The 23873-nt window shown below is 43.2% G+C and carries 23 protein-coding genes and 1 other RNA gene; 8 read left to right on the top strand and 16 right to left on the bottom strand.

Features of this window, described 5'->3' with window-relative positions:
- Nucleotides 1-140 precede the first annotated feature (140 nt).
- Entirely contained in the window at nt 141-2342 is a 2202-nt protein-coding gene (gene recQ / locus SD449_RS13880) for a DNA helicase RecQ (protein ID WP_318311381.1), read from the top strand.
- Here the strand turns inward: recQ and SD449_RS13875 are convergent.
- From SD449_RS13875 to SD449_RS13865, 3 genes are read right to left on the bottom strand one after another with little or no spacing between them, the layout of a single operon-like run.
- Nucleotides 2339-2650, bottom strand: coding sequence for a CCC motif membrane protein (locus SD449_RS13875; protein WP_318311379.1), 312 nt, complete (start codon nt 2648-2650; stop codon nt 2339-2341). The two genes, recQ and SD449_RS13875, sit on opposite strands and share 4 nt — an antisense overlap.
- 9 nt (nt 2651-2659) lie before the next feature.
- Nucleotides 2660-2986: a CCC motif membrane protein gene (locus SD449_RS13870; RefSeq protein ID WP_318311377.1), complete on the bottom strand. Its 327-nt coding sequence runs from the start codon at nt 2984-2986 to the stop codon at nt 2660-2662.
- Between the two features lie 12 nt (nt 2987-2998).
- Entirely contained in the window at nt 2999-3319 is a 321-nt protein-coding gene (locus tag SD449_RS13865) for a DUF2752 domain-containing protein (RefSeq protein ID WP_318311375.1), read from the bottom strand.
- Nucleotides 3320-3399: 80 nt separating this feature from the next.
- Here SD449_RS13865 and SD449_RS13860 point away from each other — a divergent pair, with 80 nt between their 5' ends.
- Nucleotides 3400-3942, top strand: coding sequence for a Smr/MutS family protein (locus SD449_RS13860; RefSeq protein ID WP_318311374.1), 543 nt, complete (start codon nt 3400-3402; stop codon nt 3940-3942).
- On the opposite strand, the gene SD449_RS13855 is transcribed toward SD449_RS13860, so the two are convergent.
- A complete protein-coding gene (locus SD449_RS13855) occupies nt 3939-4460 on the bottom strand; it encodes a hypothetical protein (RefSeq protein WP_318311372.1) in 522 nt (173 codons plus the stop codon). The two genes, SD449_RS13860 and SD449_RS13855, sit on opposite strands and share 4 nt — an antisense overlap.
- A 109-nt stretch (nt 4461-4569) precedes the next feature.
- Here SD449_RS13855 and SD449_RS13850 point away from each other — a divergent pair, with 109 nt between their 5' ends.
- Entirely contained in the window at nt 4570-5718 is a 1149-nt protein-coding gene (locus SD449_RS13850; protein WP_318311371.1) for a cysteine desulfurase family protein, read from the top strand.
- Here SD449_RS13850 and SD449_RS13845 read toward each other — a convergent pair whose 3' ends face one another.
- Both SD449_RS13845 and SD449_RS13840 read right to left on the bottom strand, forming a co-directional pair.
- Nucleotides 5719-6366, bottom strand: a complete 648-nt coding sequence (locus tag SD449_RS13845) for a hypothetical protein (protein WP_318311370.1) — start codon at nt 6364-6366, stop codon at nt 5719-5721. It abuts the gene before it with no gap.
- A 125-nt stretch (nt 6367-6491) separates the two neighbouring features.
- A complete protein-coding gene (locus SD449_RS13840) occupies nt 6492-8183 on the bottom strand; it encodes a M23 family metallopeptidase (RefSeq protein WP_318311369.1) in 1692 nt (563 codons plus the stop codon).
- Nucleotides 8184-8349: 166 nt separating this feature from the next.
- Between SD449_RS13840 and SD449_RS13835 the strand changes: the two genes are divergently transcribed.
- The 4 genes from SD449_RS13835 (at nt 8350) to rny (ending at nt 10735) form a co-directional block, all read left to right on the top strand.
- The gene (locus SD449_RS13835; RefSeq protein ID WP_318311368.1) at nt 8350-8640 is read left to right on the top strand and encodes a hypothetical protein; all 291 of its coding nucleotides are present in this window, start codon (nt 8350-8352) and stop codon (nt 8638-8640) included.
- Nucleotides 8641-8654: 14 nt separating this feature from the next.
- On the top strand, nt 8655-8948 hold the full coding sequence (locus SD449_RS13830; protein WP_108246612.1) for a cell division protein ZapA: 294 nt from the start codon (nt 8655-8657) through the stop codon (nt 8946-8948).
- A 54-nt stretch (nt 8949-9002) separates the two neighbouring features.
- Nucleotides 9003-9112: non-coding RNA, 6S RNA (gene ssrS, locus SD449_RS13825), on the top strand.
- Nucleotides 9113-9163: 51 nt separating this feature from the next.
- Nucleotides 9164-10735, top strand: coding sequence for a ribonuclease Y (gene rny / locus SD449_RS13820; RefSeq protein WP_318311367.1), 1572 nt, complete (start codon nt 9164-9166; stop codon nt 10733-10735).
- Nucleotides 10736-10746: 11 nt separating this feature from the next.
- Here rny and SD449_RS13815 read toward each other — a convergent pair whose 3' ends face one another.
- Entirely contained in the window at nt 10747-11991 is a 1245-nt protein-coding gene (locus SD449_RS13815) for a DUF7477 domain-containing protein (RefSeq protein WP_318311365.1), read from the bottom strand.
- 228 nt (nt 11992-12219) lie between these two features.
- Between SD449_RS13815 and SD449_RS13810 the strand changes: the two genes are divergently transcribed.
- Nucleotides 12220-12645, top strand: a complete 426-nt coding sequence (locus tag SD449_RS13810; protein WP_318311364.1) for a CBS domain-containing protein — start codon at nt 12220-12222, stop codon at nt 12643-12645.
- A gap of 55 nt (nt 12646-12700) precedes the next feature.
- On the opposite strand, the gene SD449_RS13805 is transcribed toward SD449_RS13810, so the two are convergent.
- The 9 genes from SD449_RS13805 to SD449_RS13765 form a co-directional block, all read right to left on the bottom strand.
- A complete protein-coding gene (locus SD449_RS13805; protein WP_318311363.1) occupies nt 12701-14758 on the bottom strand; it encodes a DUF349 domain-containing protein in 2058 nt (685 codons plus the stop codon).
- A 142-nt stretch (nt 14759-14900) separates the two neighbouring features.
- Nucleotides 14901-15653 carry a shikimate dehydrogenase family protein gene (locus tag SD449_RS13800; RefSeq protein ID WP_318311362.1) on the bottom strand — a complete coding sequence of 251 codons (753 nt, stop codon included), beginning with the start codon at nt 15651-15653 and terminating at the stop codon, nt 14901-14903.
- The gene (locus tag SD449_RS13795) at nt 15607-16644 is read right to left on the bottom strand and encodes a DUF368 domain-containing protein (RefSeq protein WP_318311361.1); all 1038 of its coding nucleotides are present in this window, start codon (nt 16642-16644) and stop codon (nt 15607-15609) included. The genes SD449_RS13800 and SD449_RS13795 overlap by 47 nt, the downstream gene beginning before the upstream one ends.
- A 19-nt stretch (nt 16645-16663) precedes the next feature.
- On the bottom strand, nt 16664-17581 hold the full coding sequence (locus SD449_RS13790) for a DUF368 domain-containing protein (RefSeq protein WP_318311360.1): 918 nt from the start codon (nt 17579-17581) through the stop codon (nt 16664-16666).
- Between the two features lie 21 nt (nt 17582-17602).
- Nucleotides 17603-19003: a tetratricopeptide repeat protein gene (locus SD449_RS13785; RefSeq protein ID WP_318311359.1), complete on the bottom strand. Its 1401-nt coding sequence runs from the start codon at nt 19001-19003 to the stop codon at nt 17603-17605.
- 86 nt (nt 19004-19089) lie between these two features.
- Nucleotides 19090-20286, bottom strand: coding sequence for an aspartate aminotransferase family protein (locus SD449_RS13780; protein ID WP_318311358.1), 1197 nt, complete (start codon nt 20284-20286; stop codon nt 19090-19092).
- Entirely contained in the window at nt 20286-21989 is a 1704-nt protein-coding gene (locus tag SD449_RS13775) for an OstA-like protein (RefSeq protein ID WP_318311357.1), read from the bottom strand. The genes SD449_RS13780 and SD449_RS13775 overlap by 1 nt, the downstream gene beginning before the upstream one ends.
- Before the next feature lie 95 nt (nt 21990-22084).
- Nucleotides 22085-22525 (bottom strand): DinB family protein, encoded by a 441-nt coding sequence (locus SD449_RS13770; RefSeq protein WP_318311355.1) that lies wholly within the window; start codon nt 22523-22525, stop codon nt 22085-22087.
- 68 nt (nt 22526-22593) lie between these two features.
- Complete coding sequence (locus tag SD449_RS13765; protein ID WP_318311353.1) at nt 22594-23862, bottom strand: adenylosuccinate synthase; 1269 nt, start codon at nt 23860-23862, stop codon at nt 22594-22596.
- Between the last annotated feature and the right edge of the window lie 11 nt (nt 23863-23873).

The raw sequence follows: 23873 nt of genomic DNA, 5'->3' as shown, positions 1-23873 counted from the left end.
TATTTAAGTTTACAAAACTAATCAAACTATCCTTTACAGACTATTCTGAATGTCAGAATAGATTCTTCTGTAAATGGATGGACAAAATAAAAGCGTCAACTACCTTTTAGGTTGCTTGTTATAAATTGAAAAATGCGGAAATGAGCCTAATGAACACTGATTTGCATTCCTCGCTCAAAAAATATTTTGGCTTCTCAAAATTTAAAGGACTCCAAGAAGGAGTAATCCAAAATGTTCTTAGTGATAAGGACACTTTTGTAATCATGCCCACCGGGGGGGGGAAATCCCTATGCTATCAACTGCCGGCCATCATGAAGGAAGGGACCGCCATTGTGGTATCCCCATTGATCGCCTTGATGAAAAACCAAGTGGACGCCATTCGGGGAATATCGGAGCAAAACGGTATTGCACATGTATTGAACTCTTCCTTGACCAAAACCGAGGTGAAACAAGTTAAAGAGGATATTACCAACGGAGTGACCAAATTGCTCTACGTTGCACCGGAATCTTTAACGAAGGAGGAAAATGTGGAATTCCTTAGAAAGGTAAAACTCTCCTTTGTTGCTGTGGACGAGGCCCATTGTATATCGGAATGGGGACACGACTTTAGGCCGGAATACCGGAATTTGCGCGGAATCATCAACCGCCTTGGGGATAACATACCTATTATTGGCCTCACGGCAACCGCAACCCCAAAGGTGCAGGAAGATATCATTAAAAATTTAGGGATGACGGATGCCAAGGTATTCAAGGCATCTTTCAATAGGCCCAACTTGTTTTACGAGGTACGCCCAAAGACCAAAAATGTGGATGCCGACATTATCCGTTTTGTAAAGCAGCATCAAGGCAAATCGGGCATAATTTATTGTTTGAGCAGAAAACGAGTGGAAGAGCTGGCGCAAGTGTTGCAGGTAAATGGCGTAAGTGCCGTGCCCTACCATGCCGGGTTCGATGCCAAGACCCGTTCCAAGTACCAGGATATGTTCTTGATGGAAGAAGTGGATGTGGTGGTCGCCACCATTGCCTTTGGTATGGGTATTGACAAGCCCGATGTACGCTTTGTCATCCATCACGACATTCCCAAAAGTATAGAAAGCTATTATCAAGAAACCGGACGTGCAGGCAGAGATGGTGGCGAAGGCCATTGTTTGGCCTATTATGCCTACAAGGATGTAGAAAAGCTGGAAAAATTTATGTCCGGTAAGCCCGTGGCCGAGCAAGAGATCGGAAACGCATTGTTGCAAGAGATTGTTGCTTATGCCGAGACATCGATGTCCAGAAGAAAATTTATACTCCATTATTTTGGGGAGGAATTTGATGAAGTGAACGGTGAGGGAGCGGATATGGACGACAATGCCAGAAACCCCAAACCCAAAGAAGAGGCCAAGGACGAAGTAGTGAAGCTGTTGAGCGTGGTCAAGGACACCAATGAAAAGTTCAAGACCAAAGAAATAGTGAGGGTTTTGGTAGGCAAGACCAATGCCATGATTTCCTCACATAAAACCGATGAGAAAAGCTTTTTTGGAATCGGGAAGGAAAAGGACAAGGCATTTTGGATGGCCCTTACCAGACAAGCACTGGTAGCTGGACTGCTCAAAAAGGAAATCGAGCAATATGGTATTTTGCATGTAACGGAACAGGGAAAAAAGTTTCTACAGAACCCCGAATCGTTTATGATGACCAAGGACCATGTGTACTCTCAGGACGATACCGGTAATATTGTCACCGCCGAAAAATCGGGAGGTGGCGTGGCCGACGAAAATTTATTGCGACTGTTGCGCGACCTTAGAAAAAAGGAAGCCCAAAAACGTGGAGTACCTCCTTTTGTAGTATTTCAAGATCCATCTTTGGAGGATATGTCCTTAAAGTATCCCATAACGATGGATGAGCTCATCAATATACAAGGCGTTGGAGAAGGCAAGGCAAAAAAATATGGAAAGCCTTTTGTGGAACTCATCTCCAAATATGTAGAGGAAAACGATATAATACGTCCAGATGACCTCGTGGTGAAAAGTACCGGGGCCAACTCGGGCCTAAAACTTTATGTGATCCAAAGTGTGGACAGAAAGCTGCCTTTGGACGATATTGCCTCGGCCAAGGGGCTGGAGTTGCCGGAACTTATCAAAGAGATGGAGCAGATCGTTTTCAGTGGCACCAAGTTGAACATTGGTTACTGGATCGATGAGATCTTGGACGAGGACCAGCAAGAAGAAATACATGATTACTTCCTAGAGGCCGATACAGATTCCATTTCCGCGGCCATTGATGAATTCGATGGTGATTACGAGGATGAGGAACTGCGTTTGTACCGTCTTAAATTTATAAGTGAAGTGGCGAATTAAAATTCGCCACCTAGTTCACCTGTTGTAATTGCCGCAATGATAAATCCAAAGTAAAGGATAACGAATACCAATGATATCAAGGACAGAGCCAATCCAACATAGGATAGAATCTTGCCTGTTTTTACATTGCTGTAGTCGGTATAGCTTTCCGGACTCGACTGATATAATTGGTCGGCAGTTTTTGCCTTCACCAGACCGATTATACTAAAAATAGCGCCAAAGGGGCCGCAGCATATCAAAGTGCCGACAATGGAGAGTATCCCCATCGTCAACACTGTGCTTGCCCCCGGTAGGGGTTGTTGGCTCATATAGATTTCTTATTGATATTGTTCAAGAATTTCTTGCATCCTCTGCGGATCTTGTAGGGTTTCCCATCCAAAGTAGGAAAGTGCCCAAATGTAGTATGCCAAGGTCAAAACATTCAGGACGATACCGATAATGGCCAGTATTCTTCCGGTCTTGACGTTTTGAATGCCATCATACATTTCTGGATTTGCTGCGTAAAGTTTCATGGCCTTGTTTGCCAAGATAAGGGCAATGACACCGAAAATAAGACCGATGATCCCATAGCAGCAACAGGTAACGATCGAAATGATTCCGAAGACCAATATAAGAGTTGCATTTGGAAGTTTTTGTTGTTCCATAATTCTAAGTTTTTAATTAAAAAGGTTATTCATTTTTAGGATGTAACTTACTATGATCGTTCCAGCGGTCAGGAACATCAACACCATTCTTATTTTGCTCGAGTGCTTGAAATGGAAAAAGCTGCTCGCAATCAAAAAAAAGAGAAGCATCAATATAGGGTATATCGCCGGGTACATTTTGAATGCGGCCACAAACTCACCGTGCAACAACAGGTTTGCCGAACGCTGCATACCGCAGCCGGGACACTCTATCCCCAACAATTTTTTATTGAGGCATGGAAGCATGTAATCTTCTAGGCTGATGGCGTATATGGTCGTTGCTAGGTGGATCATAATCTGTAGCTGCCGAAAAATACTATTATTTTTGTATTCGAGTTTAATAATTGTATCATTTTTTACCACGGAAACCAATTATGGGCAAATTTTCAATCGGGGATAGGGCAGAGGTTTTGGACGAGGCCATTGCCGGAATCGTTCAAAAGGTGGACGGTGACCGGGTGACCTTGATTACGGATGATGGTTTCCCGATGAATTTTACGACTTCCGACCTGGTCAAAATTGAAGGCGACATTACCGTCACCAGCTACGAAGTGGCCAAAATCAAAAAAGAAAAGGAATCAAATAAAAGGAAAAAAGCACCCACAATTAAGCCCAAAGAGCGGAATGTTCCAAAAATGGAGGTCGACCTTCATATCCATCAACTGGTGAAATCGAGCAAGGGACTCAGTAATTACGACATGCTGAACATACAACTGGATACTGCGAAGCGACAATTGGATTTTGCCATTTCAAAGCGTATTCAAAAAGTCGTGTTTATCCACGGAGTGGGGGAAGGGGTTTTAAAAGAAGAGTTACGATACATGTTCAACCGCTATGAAAACCTGACCTTTTATGATGCGGAATATCAAAAATATGGACTGGGGGCCACAGAGGTCTATATTTATCAGAATAATTAGTTGGGTATAGTAGTGGTTACTTCCCCGAACTCATTTATCGCCAAATTGGTAATCCGTTCCCCGCTGCCTGTTACAAAAGAGATACCGCTCAAGCTGATTGTGTGCAAAAACAGGGTTTCATCGTCCGGATCCACCATGGTTTCAATGATCACCGTGCCATCTTCGGCCTCTACCTCTTGGACCACGGTCGGGGTGACCACGGGAATATCATCACAAAAATAGCTTTTGGTCACATCATCGGAAAAAATCCTGTAGGTAACCTGCGACTGATTGGGCACCGTACTTTCCGTGATGATTGTTTCTCCTACCACACCCTTGTTCAAAACACCGCTCTGAAGCTCCAAAATAAGTGCTTCCCCATCATTGATCTTGAAGAGGATGTTCTTGGCATTGGGTGCGGGACTTGTGCAAAATTGAACGGAAACACTGTCAAAATCAATGGTCTCGATTTCAAGGTCGCCATCACTACAGGAAAATAGCAGGCCCAAACCAAAAATTGAATAGATGAATTTTCTCATGCTCCAAATTTAACGTAATTCCATTTTAATACCCCAATCCCAAGCAGGAGTTTAAACGAAATTAACTTTATTTCCCGTATTTTTGCAGCTGTTAAAATTAAACCCGACTATGCAAAAAGTGTATCTTGACAATGCGGCAACAACGCAGGTAAGAGATGAAGTAATCAAGAGAATGCAGGAAGCCTTGGCCCAGCATTACGGCAACCCTTCTTCCACCCACAGTTTTGGAAGATCGGCAAAGACCGCCGTGGAGCAGGCCAGAAAAACCATTGCCAAGACTTTGAATGCACAGCCATCGGAAATTATTTTTACCTCTGGCGGTACCGAGGCCGATAACATGATCTTGCGCTGTGCCGTTAGGGATTTAGGGGTCGAGACCATTATCACTTCCAAAATAGAGCACCATGCCGTGCTGCATACTGTTGATGAACTTGAAAAAGAATATGGCATCCAGATCACCTATGTGGATTTGGATGACTTGGGAAATCCTAAGCTCGACCATTTGGAGGAATTGCTCAAAAAAGACGGTTCCAAAAAACTGGTGAGCTTAATGCACGTTAACAACGAAATAGGGAATATTACCGATATCGCCGCTGTTGGTGGGCTTTGTAAAGAAAATGGAGCTCTGTTCCATTCGGATACCGTCCAGTCCATTGGTCATTACGCTTGGGATGTACAGGCCGTGTCCATCGATTTTATGACCGCTGCGGCGCATAAGTTCCATGGTCCCAAAGGAATCGGTTTTGCCTATATCCGTAAAAACTCAGGATTAAAACCTTTGATTGTTGGTGGTTCCCAAGAACGTGGGTTTAGGGCCGGTACCGAGCCGTTTCATAATATAGTTGGGCTGGAAGAGGCTTTTGTAAGAGCATACGAACACTTGGAAGAAGAAACCAAGGCCGTTAAAGCACTGAAGGAATATTTTGTGGACAAAATTGTAAAGGAAATCCCGGGAGCAGTTTGTAATGGACTTTCAGGTGATTTGGAGAAAAGTACGTATACCCTCACCAACGTTCGTTTGCCTTTTGACAAACAAAAAGGGTTGATGCTCTTGTTCCATCTGGATATGAAAGGAATCGCCTGTTCCAAGGGAAGTGCCTGCCAATCGGGAAGCGACAAGGGTTCTCATGTTCTAAACGAGATCTTGGCCGGGGAAGAATTGGAAAAGCCCAGCTTGCGCTTTTCTTTCTCCATGTACAATACCAAAGAGGAAATTGATTATACTATTGAGGTGTTGAAGGAATTTGCCAACAGCTGATCAATTCCGGTTCCTTCTTTTTTCTCTATCGTACGGAAATTTTCTGGAAGCGGTCTTCATCATTTTATCGATGAGTTCCGTGGTATTTTTTCCAGTCTTTTTAGAGATTTCGTTCTCGTACTTCCAAAGCAACTTACCGGTTTCACCATCGCTGATTTTTACCCCGATGCGACCATAATTTGCATTTCCGCTGAAGTAGTCCAAAATACTGAAATCCGTTGGGACCCCTTCGGATAGTAGAATATTAAGGGTAAGATTACCGCTTATGATGCCGTCCACATCCAGTATCTTGCAAAGTTCCTGTGTGGTGTACGTGTCAATATTGTTGTAATCGATATTGTTCTGGGCAAGGATGGCATTGGTGTTCATGATGTTCTGGAAGTCAACATTGAACTTTTTTCTTTTTTTCCGTTTGGAAAAATAGGTTTCCAGTGCATTTTGTACCGCGGACCCTTCTTTTTCCGCCAACATTTTAAGTTCGTCCCTGTCCACGGCCTTTTTAAGCTCCAAATGAGCGATGAACGGAACGATGGCCAAAACCTCATGATCTTCCGTCAGCTCGTCAAACCTATTGTTTTCATAAATGTTCTTTTGGGCGCTCAACGTTGTGGCGACAAAAAGAATAAAAACGAAGGCAATTTTTTTCATTGATCAATTTTTAATTCAACACTCCTTGATCTATTGGCAAGGTCGTGGTTGATTATTTTCACGTGAACTAATCAATAAACAGGCCGTTTTCTGATGTTCTCGATTTTTCGTTTGCAAAAGTAACGCTATTTCCGGAAAAATGTACCGGTGTACGTAGTGGAGTTGCCCACATTGTCCGTAACCGTCACCTGTAATTCACATTCGGTCTCGTTCGAGATGTTGTCGTCAAAATTATAGGTAATGGTATTGGTCTTTGGTTCGTATTCCATCAAAATCCATTTTCCGTTCAAGGTGGCCGTATAGGAATCTACCCCGCTGAGGTCGTCCGAAATGGTAAGGCTAAGATAGCTGTAGTTGCTCAACCACTGCTTTTTCTTGAAATTTTTAGGTCTTATCTCAGGGGCAATACTGTCCTTTACCAAAGTATATGTCCCTAAGGTGCGTGTCCGAGTGGTAAAAGAGCCGTCCCTTTTGTACGTTTTGGAATAGGAAGGTCTCATGTCGCTGTCCAGATGGGCGATAAACAGTTGTTTTCTATCTTCCTCCGTATATTTTGATGGGTCAAAACTTATGGTGAAATTACGGTGTGCCGCAACGCTGTTGTCGTGTATCATGATGGTGTCGTTTCCCTTTTTCAACTCAATGAAGAAGTCTTCATAAAAGGTGTTTGCGGGAAAATAGACCTTAGCGGCACCAAGGTCAAAATTGTTGGGTTTATCTGCAATTACAAAGTTGTCGGTAGTCCTGTCCTCCTTGCTTATCTTTTCCTCTTCCAATTTCCCGTCAACTGGGATGATCAGTTTTGTAGCGTTGCCCGCCAAGTCCGAAATGAGCAATTCCACATTGTAGGACATGCCTTCCTCTACATCAATTTTACCATCGTTATAAAGGGATTTGTATATGCTCAAATGGTTGTAGGGCTCTTTAAAACATTTTTGGATTCGCTGCCGGTGATCATAAAAATACTCATAATCAATCAGGGTGTTGATGTACCGGGTCTCTCCGAAAGAAAAGGTCTCAAAATCGAACTCGGAATATACTTGGCCGTTCACAGTCTGTTTTACGGCATATACGCCATTTTTGTTGGCCGCCATATCCAAACGGTCAAAACTGTTGACTCCAAAACCGATAGTACCGATAGCGGACACCGGATCGGCCAAAAAAGAACCGTCGGCCTGTTTGGTGTAGTTGATCTGAATTTTCTCCGCACTCTGGTTCACCAAGGCGCCATCGGACAATGGATAGCCATAAAGGCCCAATACGGTCGGATCGGTTGCGTCCCGAACGTCGTAGCCATATAGGAGGGGGTTGGTTGGTTTTCCGCTCACACTGCTCCGTATCTCAAAATGGAGATGGGGACCTGCCGAACCACCGGTATTGCCGGAATAGGCAATGGTACTGCCCTTGATAATATTGAGCTCGCCATAATCTGGAAATATTTCCACTTCATAGGACTGCTTCTGGTACTGCACCTTTTTTACGTACGCTTCTATTTCAGGTCCGAACTTTTGTAGGTGGGCGTACACCGATGTATATCCATTTGGGTGTGCCACATATAGGGCCTTTCCGTATCCCCAATGCGAAACTACGATACGGGTAACCGTGCCATCTGCAATTGCGGATACTGGCAAGCCTTCACGTTGCTGTGTTTTAATATCTATTCCCGAATGGAAGTGATTGGAACGTAGCTCACCAAAAGTTCCTGCCAAGATCAAAGGTATGTCCAACGGGGAACCAAATGTATCTTGGGGGTATTTTTCTTGCGCGGATATGTAAAATGTGATAAAATAAAGGACCAAAAAAAAGTAGCAACGCATATACAAACGGATATTTCCTTACGAAAGTAACCAATGTTTTGTTTTGAGAAAAGGTTTTAAGAGAACGGTAAGACTTAAAGCAAAGCTTTAAGAATAAATCCTAAAAGTATTGCGAGGTTGTCCAAGGTTGGTTAACTTTGTGTAGTACGTATTGTTGTTTGCATATATGAGCGAACTTGTTGAGATTGTTGATTCTTTGGAGAACAAGGTGAGCAAATTGCTTCACAAAATGGAGCTATTGCATCAAGTAAATTCCAAACTTAAACAGGATTTGGAACTTCTTAAGGAGGAAAATGAACTCAAGGAGAACACCATAAAGGAATGGGAAGAAAAATATCATTCCCTGAAAATGGCAAACACAATGCTGGGTAGTAATACTAGTAAAACAGAAGCTAAGCTCAAGATAAATACGTTGATCCGCGAACTGGACGTTTGTATTGCCAAATTGGCGGATTGACAAGTACCGAGATTATGGACGAGAAGCTCAAAATAAAGCTTTCAATTGCCGATAGGGTATATCCTTTGACGATCGACCCGAAGCAGGAAGAGGGGCTGCGAAAAGCAGCCAAGAACATTGAGAATTTGGCAAAAAAGTTTGAGCAGAACTATGCCGTGCGGGACAAGCAGGATGTATTGGCCATGTGCGCCCTACAATTCGCTTCCAAAATTGAGCAAAGCGGAATAGATCGTTCGGAAAATGCCGAAGCTGCCATGCAGCGGCTCAGGGCGTTGGATGAATTGGTCCATTCCAAATTGGGGGAATAAGTTCTTTTAAATAAAATATTGTTACTGCCCACATTGGTAATTTATTTTTGACAAACTCAACACTAATATAATTAGAGAGGGTGAGTTTAGGCTGTAAAAGCAGGCCCTACCCGTATAGGGATCCTTGATCAGTCTGTTAGCCCTAAACCTGTATTTTGGAGTTTGTACAAAACTTCTTCCGATGTGGGCTTTTTTTTAACTAAACACAAGCAAACATGGATAATATCATACTAATTGTTGTCGCAGCTGTTGTGGGGCTGGCAATAGGATTTTCAATTGCCAAGATGATGGAAAAGGGCAAGGCTTCCAAAACCATTGCCAATGCGAAGAAGGATGCGGCCGATATCATAAAAGAGGCACAGAAAGAAGGAGAGGGAATCAAAAAGGACAAGATTTTCCAGGCCAAGGAAAAGTTTTTGGAACTGAAGGCCGAGCATGAGAAAGTCATCATAAACAAGGATAAAAAAATAAGCGAAGCGGAAAAGCGCACCCGTGATAAGGAATCCCAAGTAAGCAGTGAACTCGCCAAGAACAAAAAGCTGAACGACCAGTTGCAGGATAAAATCAAAGAGGTTGCCTACAAAAGCGAAATCTTGGATAAAAAACAGGCCGAAGTTGAAAAATTGCATAAAAGCCAAGTACAACAACTGGAGGTCATATCCGGTCTTTCCGCGGAGGACGCCAAGAGCCAATTGTTGGAATCGTTAAAGGAAACGGCCAAAAGCGATGCCATGGCCTATTTGCAAAATACCTTGGAGGAAGCAAAACTTACGGCCCAGCAAGAAGCCCGTAAAATTGTAGTCAACACCATACAGCGTATTGGAACGGAAGAAGCCGTAGAAAACTGTGTTTCTGTCTTCAATTTGGAATCCGATGATGTCAAGGGACGTATTATCGGACGAGAAGGAAGGAACATCCGGGCCTTGGAGTCCGCCACTGGAGTGGAAATTATTGTAGATGATACACCAGAAGCTATTATCCTATCCTGTTTTGATTCCGTGAGAAGGGAAGTTGCCCGTTTGTCGCTGCACCGACTGGTGACTGATGGAAGGATTCACCCGGCCCGTATTGAAGAGGTGGTGAAAAAGACAGAAAAACAAATCAACGAGGAGATTGCCGAAATAGGAAAGCGTACCGTGATCGATTTGGGAATCCATGGATTGCACCCAGAACTTATTAAGGCGGTCGGACGGATGAAATACCGTTCTTCCTACGGACAAAACCTATTGCAGCACTCCAGGGAAGTGGCCAAGCTTTGTGGCGTTATGGCAGCCGAATTGGGATTGAACCCAAAATTGGCCAAACGCGCAGGACTTTTGCACGATATAGGAAAGGTGCCGATGGCAGAAGTAGAGGTGGAGACGCCGCACGCCATTTTAGGAATGCAATGGGCGCAAAAGTTTGGTGAAAAAGAAGAGGTTTGCAATGCTATTGGGGCTCACCACGACGAAATTGAAATGACTACCTTGATATCACCCATCGTTCAGGTCTGTGATGCCATTAGCGGAGCCAGACCGGGCGCAAGACGACAGGTATTGGATTCCTACATCCAACGATTGAAAGATCTGGAAGATATTGCCTTTGGGTTTCATGGGGTACAGAAAGCGTATGCCATACAAGCCGGTAGGGAGCTTCGGGTAATCGTAGAGAGCGAAAAGGTCAACGATGACAAGGCCGCGGAGCTTTCTTTTGAGATTTCACAAAAAATACAGACGGACATGACCTATCCAGGTCAGGTAAAGGTCACCGTAATCCGCGAAACACGATCGGTAAACGTTGCCAAGTAAAATTTACCGGCTTAATACCTGGAATTGCTCAAAATCCAATTTAAGGGAATGTCCATATATTGTGTACTGGATCTATTGGTAGTATTATCTGGAGTTTTGGACATTACTACCAACCACATGCCGTCCCCATGGGTTATGGAGGTTATGGCATAGCCCTTAGTGGCTCTTTCCTTGATCCATTCAAAAGGGTATTCGACCTGTGTTTTCCAAGTTTGCGCGCCTAACGAGGACCCTTTGCTCATGGTTATTGCCCATAGGCCATCACCATGGGATGCTGAGGTAATCGCATAGTCTTCGTTCCAGTTGTCAATGATCCAATCTCTGGGAATCTCATAGCTGGTTTTCCATCTTTGAGTCGCAAACCCTGTATTTTTGTTCATGGTCAAGTACCAATCGCCCCCTCCGTTCATGATTGCGGTGATGCTATACCCATCATTCCACTTTTCGGTGATCCAATCTTTGGGGAAAGTGGCGGATTTCTTCCAGGATTGCGGTCCCATACCGTAACCTTTGCTCATAAGCACTACAAACGTACTTTTGCTATCATCAAAATCAAAAGCGGTTATAAAAAAACCATCGTCCCATTGTTCCTTGATCCATTCGCTGGGGAAGCTTTTGGATTCTTTTATTCTTTGCTGTGAGTAAGAGGTAGTCTTGTTACTGTCCATTACGGCGGCCCAGACCGACTGTTGGTCAACTCCGTTGGCCAAAACGGTTAGTGCATTCGTTTCAATCGGAAATGAGACTTCTCCTTTGTTTAAATAGACCATGATCTGGAAAAGATCTTCGTCCTCGTTAAAGTAATCGTCCAAATATCCTTTGGTCAAAGCCTCGGGATTCAACTTTACCCAATACAGCATAGGTTTCATAAATTGGGTAAAATCCCCGTCATTGAATGCATTATCGTCGGCCGTATAGGCATTCAAGGAATTTCCATTTTCCTTTACATAAAAATTATCTGCGCTATAGCTGGAACCCGACGGCCCTCGGACAATGTAGGCATCTTGTCCGTCCAAATACCTATCGGTCGAGCCATCCGATTTTGTGAAATCTTTATAAGAGCATATGTATGAGGCCAATTTGTCCGAACCGTTGGCATAGTATTTTACACGGACAAAGGCTTCGTTCTCTTCATAAAAAACAATCAGGGCGGTGTATTTTGTTTCACCACTTACCCAGCTTGTCTCATAATAGGTTTGGGAACGGCCCCATAGAGATGTGAGCAAAAAGAGGAAAAGGACAATACTATTTTTCATGGATGAGGTTGGTTTTATACCTTAAAAATGATCTTTTGGAACAGAAAAAAGCAAAAAAATGAGGTATACTGCTCAAAAAAGTAAATGAAAGTTCATTTTTTTATGGGGACTGAGCATCTTTTGAATGGAAAAACGTTGGATTTTGATCGAAGGACCAGTGACAATTATCATACTTTTTCAGGTTGAAGCAAGGTAACTTCATTCAGGAATTTGTTAATCTCCCGAACCATGAAAAATGATGTGCCCGTTTCAAGAATAATGACCAAGAAATTGGTCACGCTGACCACCTCGGATGATTTGGTGACCGCCGAAAGGCTTTTTAAAAAGCATCACATTCGACATATCCCCGTTGTTGAAGGCAAAGCCATCAAAGGGATGTTAAGCTACACGGATTTATTACGAATCAGTTTTGCCGATGCGGTCGATGAACATGAGGAATACGTGGATACCATTGTGTACAATATGTTCACCATTCCCCAAGTGATGGTCAGTGATGTTATAACGGTGGAATCCAAAACATCGATAAGGGATGTGGCGCGCTTTCTTTCAAAAAAGGAATTCCATGCACTGCCCGTGGTGGATGATGGTAAACTTGTGGGAATAGTTACCACTACCGATTTAATCAATTATTTACTGGAATGCATTGATAGATGATAGGTAGCAAAAAGGCCGCAATTGCGGCCCTTTGATTTTGTTTGCATAGTGGATTTTATTCCTCTTCATTGCTCTCGGTTTCCTCTTCTTCGGATTCCTTGTTGAGCTTGTGCTCCAAGATATTGAGGTTTTTCATCTTTTCCTTCCAAGTTTGGAGTGCTTCTTTCTGTTTGTTCAGGTTGTTGATTACTTCCTTTACCAAAGGATTGTCCTCGGAATCGTTGGAGAAAAACTGTAGGTTGTTCTCCAACTGACGGATTTCCGACTTTACCTCATCAATTTTACGTTTTACGAAAACACGTTCGTTGCCAATGGCATAATTGTCCTCGGTCTTGGCCAATTCCTGTACTTTGTTTCCGTATTTGAGCAGTTCAGATTCTTGCTTGCCGACCCCTAATTTTTTGAAAAGGGCGTCCACAATTTTATTGAACTTGCTATTGATGTGTTTTTTGTTGTATGGAATCCTGCCATACTTTTTCCACTCCGCCAAAAAAGCTTTGAGGTCTTCAATGTCCTTTTTCTTGTCACCGCTCAATTGGAATTCTTTTAAGCGGTCCAGGCAGTCGCTCTTCTTTTTGAAATTTTCAAACTCCTCTTTATTGGCCTCGTTTTTTTCCGAATGCAAACGGTCAAAATAGTGGTTACAGGCATCCTTGAACTCTTTCCATATCTTGTCGGAATACTTTCTGGGAACATGGCCTATTTTCTTCCAGTCCCTTTGTATTCGCTTCATTTGTGGGGTAACCTCTGCCCAGTCATCGCTGTCCTTTAAGGAAATGGCCAACTCCAGAAGCTCTCGTTTCTTGTCAAGGTTCTGTTGTTGCTCTTTCTTTTGGTTTTTGTAAAACGCGTTTTTGGTTCTATTGAATTTGCGCACGGCTTCCTTGAACTGGCTCCAAGTTTCCTCGTTTACTTTTTGTGGAACCCTTCCTGCCTTAAAAAAGGAATCCCTTAATGCTTCTACCTCTTTGATCTGTTGCTGGATACCACGATGGGTATCGGAGACATTATCTGCTATCTGGGCGATTTTGGCAATGATTTCCTGCTTTTTCTCCAAGTTTTTTTCATAGACCTTTTCCATTTCTTGAAAATGATCTTGCCTGCGCTGGTGCATGGCCTTGGTGGCATTGCTGAACTTTTCCCAAATTTCTTCCCGGTGTTCCTTGGCTACGGGTCCAATATCTTCTTTCCAGATTTTGTGGAGCGTTTGCAGTTCCCTGAACGCCTTGCCCAAATCTGGCTCGTCTGCCAAAGCCTCTGCCCGTTCAATCAACTTTTGCTTCTCTTCCAGATTATGCTTAAAATCAAGATCGCGCAGTTCACGGTTCAGGTGCAGAAAATCGTAGAAGATTTCCATGTGGTGGTGGTAGGTACGCCAAACATCATTGTAATTGGTCCGTGGAATGGGCCCGGCATTTTTCCACCTTTGTTGTAGGTCCTTAAAATTATTGTAGGTCGTGTTGATGTCCTCTTCAATATCAATCAGGCCTTTCAGCTCCTCGATAATGTCCAGTCTCTTTTGCAGATTGGACTTAAGGGATTGGTCCAGTTGTTTGTAATACTGGTCCCTCTTTTCACGGAATTCAGCATACACCTCATTGAACTGCCTCTTGGCCACGGAATTGTATCTAAAATCGATTTCATTGCCCCCTTTGGAGATGAATTCCTCTTTTTTCTCATCCAGGAAATCCTGAAATTTTTGGTCGAATTCATATTTTATGGAGCTTACATGCTTGTTAATGGCCTGTACCTTCTCATTTTTGACCAAACGCTGCAGTTCCCCGACCAGATTTTCCATGGACATGGAGTGGTAGTCCAACATGGGGATGGTATGCCGTTTTTCGTTTTCCTCGTCCTCGGCATCCTCCGCATTGGATTCATCAATCTCATCCAAATGCTCATTGGAGTCTTTTTCTTCAGAAACACTCTCTTCCTTCTTTGTCTTGGAAACCTTGTCCTGATCTTCTTTTTTTACCTCTTCGTTTTCAGGTACAACATCTTCGGTCACATTGGATTGGGTCTGGGTATCCTCTTCCAAATGTGTTTTTGTGTTTTCTGACGTCTCCTCTGTTCCACCTTCAGCATGCTGAAGTTTGCGATCGTTTTCCTGCATCCGTAGCTAGTTTACCTTATGATTGATGAAAATTATAGCCAATTTAACAACTTAATTGTCTAATAGCAAAAGTATTGATTGTTCTTTTGAGCAGTAAGATAGTTGTATGGATTGGTACAATCCTTATGCCAACTCCCTTTTTTTAGGCCTCGTTCCAGATTTGCCAGGCTTTTTCTGCCTGTTGTTCCAGCATTTTTAATCCATTGCAAATGGTGGCCCCTTTTGTCTCGCCTGATGCTAGAAAGCTGGTTTTTTCCGGATTGTAGATCAAATCGTACAACAGGTGTCTTTTGGTGATATGTTCGTAGGGAATGGCCGGTTTTTCCTCGATGTTGGGGTAGGTGCCCAAGGGGGTACAGTTGATGATCAACGTGTTTTCCTCGATAAGGTCCTTTTCCAATTCGGAATAGGTGAACTGTCCTTGTTTTTTCTGACGTGAAACATAGCTGTTCGCGATACCGAGCTGGTCCAGAACAAAGCGGACGGCTTTTGAGGCACCCCCGGTTCCCAGTATAAGTGCACGGTTATGATGCGGCTTTAAGAAAGGTTGTAGCGATTTTTGGAATCCATATGCATCCGTATTGAAGCCTATTAGGCCATTTTTGGAAAATTGAATGGTATTGACCGCCCCGATTTCCCGGGCTTCGTCGTCCAACTCATCCAAATAGGGGATAACATCTTGTTTGTAGGGTATGGTAACGTTGAGCCCTTTGAGGTGGCTCTCTGCAATTATGTTTTCAAACTCCGCTATGGTTTGAATGTCAAAATTTTCATAGCTATGGTCCGGGAGTCCCAAATCCTTGAATTTTTGGGTAAAATACCCTTGGGAAAAGGAATAGGAGATATTTCTACCGAGTAACCCGAACCTGTTTGTTTTTTTCTCTGCTTTTTCCATACCAATCCAAAATCAATAATATCAAAATGCCTATAAAAATAAAAAGTATGGCCCACCATGTTTCCGCCATTGCCATATTCGGAAAATGCCTCGTATAGTTGAGAATGATCTTGTCCCCGTTGGAATCCAGTAAGGGATTGCCTGCACCGTCCAATTTAAAAATAGTTCTTTTCCATGGCCAAAGCACACCGAGCGACCCGGTTATAAATCCGAGCAAAACCGCCGTGGTGGTGGCCTTATAATGTTTTAGCACGTAGCTGAGCAAATGTGAGAAGGTGACCAGCCCCGTTGCGGAACCCAGGGTGAACACTCCCAATATTTTTAAAATCTGAATACGTTCCTGGTTTTTTATGAAGCTGAAATCTCCCGAAAAAATTTCCGAAAACGTATCATAGAGCGCGTTGACCGAATCCACGAGCAGCAATACATAATTTCCCAACAAAATCAGGATGAAGGAGCCTGAGAGTCCTGGGAGCGTCATCCCGGAAACACTTATGATCCCACAAAAAAATATGAACATCAAATTGTCGTTTTCACGTGCCGGACTCAAAAAACTAATGGATAGTCCTATGATCAGTCCAATGATTCCTGCTGGAATAGTTCGTTTGTTCCAAGGTTTAAAATCTTTTCCGATATGATAAATGGAACCGATGACCATTCCAAAGAAGGTGGCCCAAACGAAAAGTTCGTTATGGTCCAAAAAATAATCCAAGATCCGTGAAACACTAAAATAGCTGACCAGCATTCCAAATATCAAAAGGCCAAGAAACCTTGCATTGGTATATTGGAAAAAACTCTTGAACCGACCGTTGAAAAGTAGTTTTAGAGCTTTGGAATTCAACTTTTGGAGCGAGTAGATAAACTCTTCGTAAAATCCGGCAACAAAGGCGACGATTCCACCGGAGACACCTGGAACTTTATTGGCTGCTCCCATGCAAAGGCCTTTGACGACCAAGAAGAAATTATCCAGAAATGTTCTAGGTTGATGCATGCGCCTCAATAGGTTTTCCTTATTTTTTGGAAGCTAATTTTTCCAGCATAAAAATAAGTGAAAAACCGAGGATGGCTAAGATAATGGCAAGCATTAATTTGTTATCGCCCTCAAAAGCGCCGGGAAAAACGTTCATATCGTCCACAACAATGGTTTTTTCCCCGAACGTCTTCGTCTCCAAAACTTTTTTCCAGGGCCAAATCTTGTTCAAAGATCCAAGGATGAAGCCCGTTAACAAGGCCAAAGTTATGTTTTTGTAATGGTTGAACATCCATTTGAGCAACTTTGCAAAGCTGAGTAAGCCAAAAAGGGTCCCGATTCCCACGGTCAAAATAATTTTGATATCTCTTTCGTGCACAGCATCCAGAATGGTCTTATAGGAACCAAGTAGCACCAGTATAAAGGCTCCCGATATACCAGGTAGGATCATGGCGCAAATGGCAAGTGCCCCTGAAAGGAATAAATAGGGCAGACTGTCCACATTATCGTTGGCCGGGAGTTCGGTGATAAAATAGGCCAAGGCCGCTCCAACAAGCAGAACCACCACGGTTCCAGCGGTCCATTTGGTAATTTCTTTTCCTACCATAAAGATGGAAGCTACCACCAGTCCAAAGAAAAAAGACCAGAGCAAAATGGGCTCGTTCTCCAATAGCCAACTCAGAAACTTGGCCAAAGAGATGACGCTAATAAAAATCCCCAAGAAAAGAGCAATTAGAAAGTTCCCGTTTACCTTATCCCAGACAGCTTTTATACCCTCTTTTTTAAAGATTTTTATCAAGGAAAGGTCGATGTTGTTGATGGATGTAATGAGTTCTTCATAAATCCCGGAGATAAAGGCAATGGTTCCACCGGAGACTCCGGGGACCACATCGGCGGCACCCATGGCCATTCCTTTTAGGGTGATGAATACGTAGTCCAGTATACGGCGTGCTTGCATGATTTTGGATAATGTATGGGGCTACTTGGCTGTTTTCCTGATTTTTGAAACCAGCGCTTTTACCCAATCTACTTCAATGAATTCTGGGAATTCCTTTTCAAACTGCTGCAATTTACCAATATCCAATTTCATGGCCTTGGATAAGATGGTTTTTGCTTCATCCAAGTCACTATTTTTTAAATGAATGCCCGCCAAGGTATAGGTCAGGTCCGAGTTGTCCGGATAAAAGTCCAATCCCTGTATCAATACCTGTATGGCAGAATTGTAGTCACCGATTTTATTGAGCACGTCCGCCCAGTTTTTCCATGTGCTCAGCTCATAATTTCCTAAATCCACGGACTGCTTGTAGGCAAAGTCGGCTTCGTCCACGTTGTCCATTGCCGCATATATTTTTGCGGCTTTTTTCCAATATTTTGGGTTTTCCCCATCAATATTTATCGCTTTGTTGATATAATACAGGGCCTTTTCAAAGTTCTTTTGGCCAAAATGGAAATCTGTAATGGCCAGCCAACCTTTGTCCAATAAAGGGTCCTCGTGGACGGTGTGATAATAGTAATATTTTGCCAGTTCGTAGTTCCCCAATTTTTCATGGCATTTCCCAAGTCTTAAGAACGCATAGGAAGTGGGGTCCTCCATGGATATGGTTGACTCGTAATTTTCGATGGCCTCGTTGTATCTTCCCAATTTTTCCAGCACTTTGCCTTTTTCAAAATAGGCTCCTATAAAAGAATCATCGGAAATCACGGCAAAGTCGAAAGCGGTCAAGGCCTCCAAATATAGTTTCTTGGCCAAGTACATTTTGCCCAATTGATGCCATGCCACCTCACAATAGGGATTACGGTCCAAGTAATCGTTCAAATACATGATGCTTCCATCAAAATCTTCCAAAAACTCGAAGCAGTACACCACATTATAGAGAGATGAGTAGTCCGTGTCATCAATCTCCACGCAGCGCATAAAACTTAATTTTGCCTCCTCGTAATTGTCCATGAACAGATATTCCATGCCCAACAAGGAATGAATATCGAAGGAATGGTCAGTAATGTCCAGTGCTGCAAGGAGTAGGTTCACTGCCTCTTGGTGTTTGTCCTGTTTGGAGCGAATATTGGCCCTTTGGATGTAAACTTCCTCATTGGCAGCGTTAATGGTCTGAATTTCATCCAAGAGCGTTTCTGCTGCCTCAAATTTGTCCTCGAAAGCCAAAACTTCTACCTGCAACAGTTTTAGCTCCATAGAATTTGGGTGCTGCTCCAAACCAATTTGAATGGCTTTTTTGCCCAAGGAGATTTTACCGTTATTCAGATAGTAGTGAATGATTTCCTCAAAGTCCTCCGCATCAAAGAAATAGACGTCATCCGTCTTGAGCATGGACTCAAATTTATTGATGGATTTGTCAGGATATTCGTTAGATTCTAACGCCATAGGAACGTTTTTGGTTGAACTATGGACTTAAAATTAACCCTTTGAGCTACTCTTGAAGTCCATTTTTGGGGTATGTTATCAACAAATTAGTTAACAGTACCCGATTTGTAGTTTTTTAAAATGTCAAGGATTAGGTCGCAACCTTCCTCTATTTCTTTCATTGAAATGGTCAGTGGCGGTGATATTCTTACTGCTCTGGGCTCAAAGAGCAACCAAAAAAGGACCAGTCCTTTTTTAGCGGCTTCGAGAACCAAATAGTCGGCCATTTCTCTATCTTTCATAATAGGGGCGAGCATCAAGCCTTTGCCTCTTATTTCAGTTATCAAAGGGTGTTTCAATAATTTTCGGAACAGTTTTTCTTTTTCCAATGTTTGTGGAATCAGGTCTGTTTCGGTGATTTCTTTTAGAGTGGCCAAACTTGCCGCCGCTATCACAGGATTGCCGCCAAATGTGGTGATATGTCCGAGCTTTGGATTGTCCTTCAAATCTGCCATCATTTCATGAGAGGCAACAAAGGCCCCAACGGGCAAGCCGGATGCCATACCTTTTCCAATGACGAGGAGATCAGGCGGACAATTATAGTGTTCAAAAGCGAACAATTTACCGGTTCGGCCAAAACCTGGCTGAATTTCGTCCAGTATCAATAGCGCACCAACATCGTTGCAGCGCTTTCTGACTTTTTCCAGATAACCATTTTCGGGCAGGATAAATCCAGCCCCGCCTTGAATGGTCTCCAAAACTACCGCAGCGGTCTTTTCCGTGATATTTTCAAGTTCTTCCTCGGCATTGAACTGGATGTAGCGAACATCCGGGATCAATGGTCGAAAAGCGCTTTTACGCTCTTCCAGTCCCATAAGGCTCAAACTGCCCATGGTATTGCCATGATAGGCCTGCTTTGCGGCAATAATTTGTGAGCGTCCAGTATGCCTGCGCGCCAACTTTAGGGCTCCTTCCATGGCTTCTGTACCCGAATTGACCAGATAAGTGGTGTTCAGGTTTTTGGGCAGGAGGGAAGCCAATAATTTAGAAAATGCAACAGCGGGCTTTTGTACATATTCCCCATATACCATCACGTGCATGTATTGGTCCACTTGTTGTTTGATGGCGTCCACTACTTTGGGGTGGCCATGTCCCAGACTGCACGCAGATACGCCTGCCACAAAATCCAAATGGGCGTTGCCATCTTGATCATAGATGTAGCTCCCTTTGGCATGTGAAACTTCCAAGGCCAATGGGTGCGGGGAAGTTTGGGCTTGGTATGTGAAAAAGTCGTTTTTGGACATTATGGTGCCTGTGCTTTCTTTTTTAGAACGGGCTTTTTGGGTTTTATGGCCTTGTTATTGGCTGCATTTATAGGATCGTTCTGGTTGTTCTGCCGTTCGTTTTCCTCTGCATCAATGTCAATGGGGTTGTCTATTCCCCTAATTTTAACCAGTTCAATGTTGTTGTCGTCTTCATCAAAAATTTCATCTTTTGATTTGATCCGTTCATCGCCGCGCCAAACAAACCCTTTTAGTTTCCTGCTCTCGACGGGAAGGTCGGACTCCGGGAAAATATCCCCGTTGGGATTTACAAAAAAGGTAATGTCCTCGATGTCGTTATCCGCCATGAGCAACCGTATTTTACTACAGATGGTTTTATCGATACCGACAAGTTCCTCATCATCGTTGTAAACATAATAGATGACCTCTGTATTTTGTACAAGATCTATGATCTTGAGCTCGTTCTCGATGAACTTACCAAAGAGATTTTTTCCTTTGGCTTGATTGTATCCTGTCCCACTGATGGTGTCCAAGGATATGATGAAGGCATTTTCTATCACCTTTAATGAATCCAATTTGTCCGTTTCCAAATCCGAGATCAAATGGATGCTGTCTCCGGTAATCTGATTGTCCACGTTCCATAAAATGGGATCGGTGATCAGTTGGGTGATTCCTGTTTTCTCCTCAAAGTGTATGGAATCGCATTTTCCGCTCAGGTCGGTCTTGTAGAACTTGGCATTTCTGAATGCTCTTAAAATACGCTCTTCTTCTTTTCCTGTCACCATAAGGGTGTCCCCGTGCATGTAGAGGGAATCTTTTTGTACCAAGCTGATGGAAACCGCTCTTTTGGTGGCAAAAACGGAATCTTTGGTCTTGTGTACTTCGGCATAGTGCGCTCTGATCACCCCATTGTTGATGGTGTCCGTAATCTGGATATTGTTCGTGGCCGAGGCAAACTCAGTGGCCTTGTCAAAATAAAGGCTGTCGCCCTCAATGATTTTATTGTCGTAATCGATGCGGGTATTTTTGATGCCGTAGCCCTGTTCTATTTTCGTATCATAAAAACCCCGCTCACAATAAATTTTGTATTCCTCCCCGGTAATGGTCGATGGCCCGTACATATAGGCATTTTTGGAGGTGGTATAATAGTCCAGTTGTTCCGAATCGATAATGTAATCAGGATTGTCGATGCGCACATTGCGCTGGAACTGATACTTTTTTGGAGTGATAAAGTAAGTGCCAACTTTGCTTGTAAGCACATTGGCGGAATCCACGACCTTTCCTCCCGAATTGTAATAGGCCAGCTGTTTTTCCCTATCAAAATAAAGGGTGTCGGTGGTCAACGTCATTTGTCCGTTGGTAAGATCCACTTTTTCCCAGGCCTTGGCCAGTCTGGTATTACCGTCATAATCCATCTTACCGCTGTTCATTTCAATGGAATCCCCTTGTTGCAAACGAATATTGCCAATGGCTTTTAAACGGTTTTCCTCGGCATAAAAAATAGCGATATCGCACCAAAGGTCGGCTCCTTGGTGTTCAAATTGTACCTGTCGTTCGTCGTCTTTGCTAAAAATGGAAGCACCGGGAAACTGGGCCTCGTCCTTGGTAAAGTTGGCGCCGTAGACAATATTGATTTTTCTTCCACCTTCGGGTTGCTGATCTTGAGCAGACAAACTGAAAGCGAAAAGAAATAGAATGAAAAATGAAATGCTTTTCAAGTTCATAAAATTTTGCCCAAAAGTAGGGTTTTTAGCGGAAGTGGCATATAGCGTTTAGAAAGCTTTGGGATTTAGGTTCCAAACGGTTGCGCCCCGTTTTTTTACTTTCCGCGTTTAAGGGTAAGTGTAATTTGCCCGCAATGATAGGTATTGTGATATAAGATATGCCCCAATAACCTGATTTTGGATATGGGACCAAAAAAAGGGGTGTCCAAGGTTTCCATCCATTCTTTCTCGGAAAGATTCTCGACAAGGTCGTACAATATCTTGTAACCGTCGTCCACCAACTTTTGACTTTCTTCTTTCTTGTAAACCTTTCCCGTATCCTTTTGGCCCATAGTAGTGTTTTTAATATGGGTGGGAATGCCGAAGAATTGAGAAAGTAAGTGGATGATTTCACCAATGTGACGATAGATAAACCCGACAGATGCGGTATCCCCATTCAATTTTAGGGTGCTATTTTCTTGGGTAATTTCGTTAAAAGTAAAATCACAGGTTTTCCTATTCTGTGCGATCAACTCTTTTAGCATATCTTTTGTCATGCCTGTTGCCTTTTATCAGTATAGCTTGATACCATACTTAAAAACACATTCTTTTTTAAAGCTAAAGCCTACCTGTGAATGGTTTGGAGCCTGTCCGGACCAACGGATACAATCTTGATGGGCACGTTCAACTGCTCTTCCAAAAATGCAATATAGTCGTTCAACGTGGCCGGCAAATCTTCTTCTTTGGAAAGTTTTGTCAAATCCTTGGACCAACCTTTCATTTCTTTGTACACAGGAGTTACGTATTCTTCCTCGATGTTGTAGGGCAGATGTTGGATTTGCTCACCTTTGTATTTATAGGAGGTGCAGACCTTTACGGTGTCAAAACCGCTTAGAACATCGGCCTTCATCATCATAAGTTCGGTGACTCCATTGATTTGAACGGCATATTTCAAGGCGACCAGATCTAGCCATCCACAACGTCTAGGTCTTCCCGTGGTGGCCCCAAATTCGTTGCCAACTCTTGCCATTGTGGCGCCATCATCATCAAAAAGTTCGGTAGGGAACGGGCCGCTTCCCACACGCGTGGTATAGGCCTTGAAAATACCAAGAACCCTTTCAATTTTGTTCGGGGCCACACCCAATCCGGTGCAGGCTCCTGCAGCTGTTGTATTGGATGATGTAACATAGGGATACGTTCCAAAATCAATATCCAAAAGAGAGCCTTGTGCGCCCTCTGCCAGTATTTTTTTGCCTTCCGCCTGTGCCTTGAAGATGTATTCCTCGCTATCGATGAAGGTCAATTTTTTTAGGGTTTCCACGCCTTCGCAAAATTCTGCTTCCAACTCGGCCAGATTGTATTCGATATCCACATTGTAAAAATCGATCATGGCCTCATGCTTATCGGCAAGGGCACGGTATTTTGTTTTCCAGTCATCGAATTCCAAATCCCCGACACGCATACCATTACGGCCTGTTTTATCCATATAGGTGGGCCCTATACCCTTTAGGGTAGAGCCAATTTTCGCCTTTCCCTTGGAAGCTTCGGAAGCTGCATCCAACAAACGGTGCGTGGGCAGAATAAGGTGTGCTTTGCGGGAAATGAGAAGCTTGGATTCAATATCGATATTGAATTTTTCCAAGTTGTCCAGCTCCTTTTTAAAGATAACAGGGTCGATCACCACTCCGTTGCCAACAATATTTATGGCATTTTCGTGAAAAATACCGGATGGGATGGTATGTAAAACGTGTTTTATGCCATCAAATTCCAGTGTGTGACCTGCATTGGGACCTCCTTGAAATCGGGCGATAATATCGTATTCCTTGGTCAGTACATCAACAATTTTTCCTTTTCCTTCGTCTCCCCATTGGAGTCCAAGCAATAAATCTACCATGAAATGTTCGG

The organism is Flagellimonas crocea (genome assembly GCF_033441595.1).
GTDB classification, from domain to species: domain Bacteria; phylum Bacteroidota; class Bacteroidia; order Flavobacteriales; family Flavobacteriaceae; genus Flagellimonas; species Flagellimonas crocea.
Note: the sequence above shows the minus strand (reverse complement) of the source record. Positions and strands in the feature narration are given on the sequence as shown.